Below are 4,422 nucleotides of genomic sequence, written 5' to 3'. Positions count from 1 at the left end.
CGGTGGCACTGCCGCTCGACCCGTTCGGGTTGTCGTCGCTGATCCCGGCGATGGAGATGGAGGAGTAGGGTGCCGGGCTGACCGGGTTCATCACCACGCCCGGCGTGGTGTAGGGGCCGAGCTGCCCGGTGCCGGTCAGGTAGGCGGCCAGGAAGCCGCTGATGGTGGACTGCGCCGGGTCGGTGCTGCTCAGCGTCGACGCGCCGTAGACCAGGGCGCCCGGCTGCACGGAGCTGGGCGCGGAGACCTCAGCCGGCAGCGCGGTCGCGGTGTACCCGACAGAGCCGGCCCCCTGCTGCGCCCCGCCGGCCGTCGCCGGGCCGGTGGCCTCGATGCCGACCTGGAAGTAGTGCAGTCCGGTGTCGGTCGCGGATCCGTTCTGCGGGTGGGCGAGGACGTCGGCAGCGATGGTCACCGACCAGTAGCCGGGGGAGACCTCGGTGCTCCCCATGACCACCGTGGTGGCGGCGGTGCGGGCACCGGGCGGGTTGTTCAGCGCGAGGGTCCCGGAGTAGTAGGGCGCCACGGTGTTCTCGGTGCCGTTGCCGGCGGCCAGGTAGGCCTGGACGTACAGCTGGGCGAAGCCGGCCGGGCCGGTGCCGGATGCCGTCGTCACCGCGGCGCTCGGGCTGGGCCGCGCGGCGTCGGCGCTGCTCGAACCACCGAGGAGGGCGGCCGCGCCGAGGAGCGGGCCGGCCAGCAGGGCGGCCCACACGCCGACCCGGGCCAGGCGCGCCGCGCCGGCCATGGTGGCCGTGCTGGTCTGCCAGCCGCTGCTCCCCTCCTCCTGGAGCTCGTCCTCGTCCGCCTCCTCGACCTGGTCGACGGGCTCGACCTCGCGCAGGTCGGCGTCGCGCCGCCGGTCCGCGCGGCTCTGCCGGCCGCGCCCGCGCTTCACTTCTGGCTCCGGGCCGCGGCACCGAGGACCGCGCTTCGCGCCTTGGCGGTCAGCTCCTCGTCGGAGAGCGCGTTGAGGCGCTGCCACGCGGCGCGCGCCTCGGCGGCGCCGCTGGCGAGGAAGGCCTGGAGCTCGGCGTGGGCGGGCTCGTCGAAGGGCGCGGTGACCAGCGCGGTGGCAAGGCGGCGGACCAGGCGCCGGGCCTCGACGACGGTGCGGGCGTCCGTGTCGATGTCCGTCACCGGCGTCGGATCGGTCTGCGTGGGGATCACGTGGTGCCTCTCATAGGTAGGGCTCGCGGAGCCGGTCGGGACGTGCGGAAGCCAGGGGCGAAGAGCGAGGGAGGTCATGCGGCCAGCCAGTAGGCGTCGTGGTCCGCAGCGCGCAGCCGGCTCAGGGCACGGGAGCGGGCCTTGCGCAGGCGGTCGCCGTCGGTGCCCATGGAGCGAGGGGTCCGGCCGTCCCGGTGGTCGGAGTCGACGTAGTAGGCGGCGAGCAGCTGCGCCTCGTCGAGCCGCAGGACGTTGGTGCGGACCGCCCAGACGACCAGCTGGAGGACTTCGGCCCGGGCGGTGCCGCAGTGGATGTGGACGGTGTCGTCCTCGCTGAGCAACTGCAGCTCGGTGGCGTCCATGAGCAGGCTCAGCCGCTCGAAGCGCTCCTCGGGTTCCAGGGACTGGCCCGGTCCCTGGTTGACGATCTCGGTGATGTCGGCCGGGGCGAACGGGGTGTCGTCGACGACGTGCGCGAGGTGGCCGAGGGACTCGCGGGTCAGGGTGAGGGTGCGCAGGGCCAGGCCGGAGTAGATGTTCTGCGGGCACCGCTCCAGCGGGTAGGTGCGCACGATCTCGAAGAGGGCCCCGACCACGATGGAGAACGCCTCCTCGAAGTCGATGCCCGGCCGCAGCTGGCTGCGGGCCATCCGCGCCGCCTTCGGCAGCAGGGCCCGGACGGTGATGAGCCAGGCGACCTCGCCGTCGTAGCCGCCACGCGGCACGCGCTCCAGCAGCGCCGCCAGCAGCTCGTCGTGGCCGGCCCAGTCGCCGGCCCGGTACGCGTTGGTCAGCAGGACCAGGACGTCGCCGGCGCCGGCGCAGGTGGAGAAGACCTCGTCCTCGGCAGCCCAGCCGCAGACGATGTCCTCGGCCCGCGGGTCGTCGCACACCTGCTGCCAGGCGCGGTACATCCGCATATCGGTGGAGTCGTGGGGGCCGGACTGGGTGCCGGCGGAGGTCGGGTGCGCCATGTCCGTGTCCGTCCCTTCGCGTCGATCGGGTGATGACGCCAAGGTGGCCGGGCCCCCCTTGCCAGCCGTCTGGACAGCCGCGCGGAAGGCCCGTTGTCCAGGGGGTTCGCGCGCGGAATCCCCCCGCGCGGCCGCGCCGCGCGCCGCGCCGGCGGGGCAGTGTCCATCGCCGCGCGCCGCGCGCCGGGAGGGTATGGACAGCGCGCGCCGCGCGGTGGACAGCCGCAGCAGCCGCGCGCCGCGGTCGCGCGCGGGACGCCGGCCGCCCGTTGCCGCGCGCCGCGCGCAGGTGCGCCGGCAGCGCGCCGCGCGGCTCGTCCCGGACGGCCGCGGCGGCCCGGCGCTCCGCTACGGCGCCTTCGCCCCGAGGCCACCCGAAGGCGCGGAGGTCGGTTCAGGCCGCTGGCGCGGGCCGCCTCTGCGGCACTCCGCGACCGTGGAGGGAGACCGGCAGCCGGGGGCCGACAGGGGGCGGCTCCGGGTCCTGTCCATCGGCAGCGCCGGGCCTGTCCATAACGCAAGAAGGCCGCGTTTCCCCTGGACAATCGCGATTGTCCAGGGGAAACGCGGCCGGTCCGCGGAGTGTGTCCATAGGGCTGGGGTCTGGCTGCGTGGACTGTCCACCGGTGCCGGACCAAGCCCGCGCTGCTGCTGCGGGCGGTGTCCTCGGGGCGGAGCCGGGGCCCGCCGGTGTGCACCCGGCTCGCACCCGCAGTCCGGGGCGCGGCCTGCCCTGGCCCGCGCCGCGCGTACTCCGCTGGGGCTGTCCATACCCCTGCGCGGCGCGCGCCCTTCTCCCCGGAAGGCGCGCGCCCGGCGGCTCAGCGCGCGGCGGCAGCCAGGCGCGCCGCGCGGGCGGCGCGCGCCTGGCGGTGCTCGCGCGCGCGTTCGCAGGACGAGCACAGGCCCGACTCCGGGCGCCGCGCGGTGCTGCGGCGCGCGCACCGCGCGTCGGCGCAGTGCCAGCCCGAGGGCTCCTCGGCGTGCGGCGCGCCTTGGCCCGCGCGCTCCCCGTCGCCGTCGCCGGCGGCCCGCTCCCACTCAGCCGCCGCGGCCTGAGCCGCCAGCCGGGCGGCGAGGTCCTGGAGCAGCGGGTCGGCCCCCCGCCGCCGCGCCTGCTCCGCCGCGGCCCGGGCAGCGTCCAGCACCGTGCGGCGAGCCTGGGCTCCGGCGCCGGGCGGCGCCGCGGGACCGGCCTCGGCCGCCTCGGCGGCCAGATCGCAGGCCTGGTCGAGCACCTGGCGGTGCTCGCACCGGCCGCACTGCCCGCCGTCCTCGATCCCGTGGGCCAGCGTCCCGCAGCCGGGGCAGAGCTTCGCCTCGCGCGGGCGGGCAGCCGCAGCCGCAGCCGCCGAGCACTGGTCGCACACCGCGCTGCGCGAGGACGCGGCCCCGGTCGTCGTGCGGGTGCCGCAGCGCCCGCACAGCGTGATCGACGGCAGCTGCGACAGCAGCCAGGCCAGGGGACTGCGGATCACCCCGCGGTCCTCCAGCGGACCGTCCATGCTCATCGGGCCGATCCGCGCGGCGAGCTGGGCAGCAAGGGACTCCGGCGTCACGTCGCGCAGCACGACCTCGGCGGCCCGCACCGCGACCGCGCGCTGGCCGGGGTCCATTGCGTCCAGAACGAAGGCCACCGGGGCCAGCGCCGCGCGGACCCTGCTCCGGGCGGCGTCGTTCCGCCAGGCACCCGCGCCGCCGGATGCCTTCCCCTCGGTGCTCGGGTCGCTGGTGTTTTGTCCCTCCGCGCGCAGCGCGCCGACCTCGGCCGACGCGGGCCGGGGGCCGCGCGCTTCGGGCCGGCCGGTCCTCGCGCGCCCGCGCGCACCACCGGCGACGGCGGGCTCGCCCCACGCGGCTTCGCCGGAGACCACCCCTGAACCTTCAACCTCTTCTCCTGCAGTAACCACCTGGGCGTGGGGGGCGTGGAGGTCTGCCGCAGCGTCCGGCTCTCGAATCCCGCCGGGAGCGGACTCCGCCACCGCGTTGACCTGGGAGTCCTCCGGCACCGCCGGGGGCTGGTCACTGACTGCCGCAAGCGCGTGGTCTGCAACGCGGTCGGCGCGCGCGAGGGAGCGCTGGGACACGCCGTGGGCGGCGGCCACGGCCGGCAGCCGGATCTCCCCGCGCGCGGCCAGGCCGGACGCCGTCGGCTTGCGGACCAGCTCGAGCACGCCGGCCGCCTGCAGGCGCGCCAGCACGCGCGCGCCCGCGTGGACGCTCCCCCCGATCAGGCGCGCCACCGTCGCGGCTGGCCGGCCGACGCGCGTGTCGACCG

At 76.8% G+C, this 4,422-nt stretch carries 3 protein-coding genes and 1 pseudogene; all 4 read right to left on the bottom strand.

All coding sequences use genetic code 11. The features are described from left to right. Positions 1 to 898 (bottom strand): conjugal transfer protein (locus tag BMY61_RS43630; RefSeq protein WP_075004327.1); only part of this gene is annotated, 898 nt, incomplete at its 3' end. Beyond that, positions 895 to 1,170, bottom strand: coding sequence for a hypothetical protein (locus BMY61_RS45775; RefSeq protein ID WP_042449396.1), 276 nt, complete (start codon positions 1,168 to 1,170; stop codon positions 895 to 897). The genes BMY61_RS45775 and BMY61_RS43630, both read right to left, overlap by 4 nt. A 74-nt stretch (positions 1,171 to 1,244) precedes the next feature. After that, positions 1,245 to 2,144: a hypothetical protein gene (locus tag BMY61_RS43620; RefSeq protein WP_052438790.1), complete on the bottom strand. Its 900-nt coding sequence runs from the start codon at positions 2,142 to 2,144 to the stop codon at positions 1,245 to 1,247. Positions 2,145 to 2,965: 821 nt separating this feature from the next. Then, positions 2,966 to 4,422, bottom strand: a pseudogene (locus BMY61_RS46980) (hypothetical protein); the annotation flags it as partial.

The sequence above is a fragment of the Streptacidiphilus jiangxiensis genome (assembly GCF_900109465.1).
Lineage (GTDB): Bacteria > Actinomycetota > Actinomycetes > Streptomycetales > Streptomycetaceae > Streptacidiphilus > Streptacidiphilus jiangxiensis.
The sequence above is the reverse complement of the archived record's forward strand: the minus strand, read 5'-3'. Positions and strand labels throughout refer to the sequence as shown.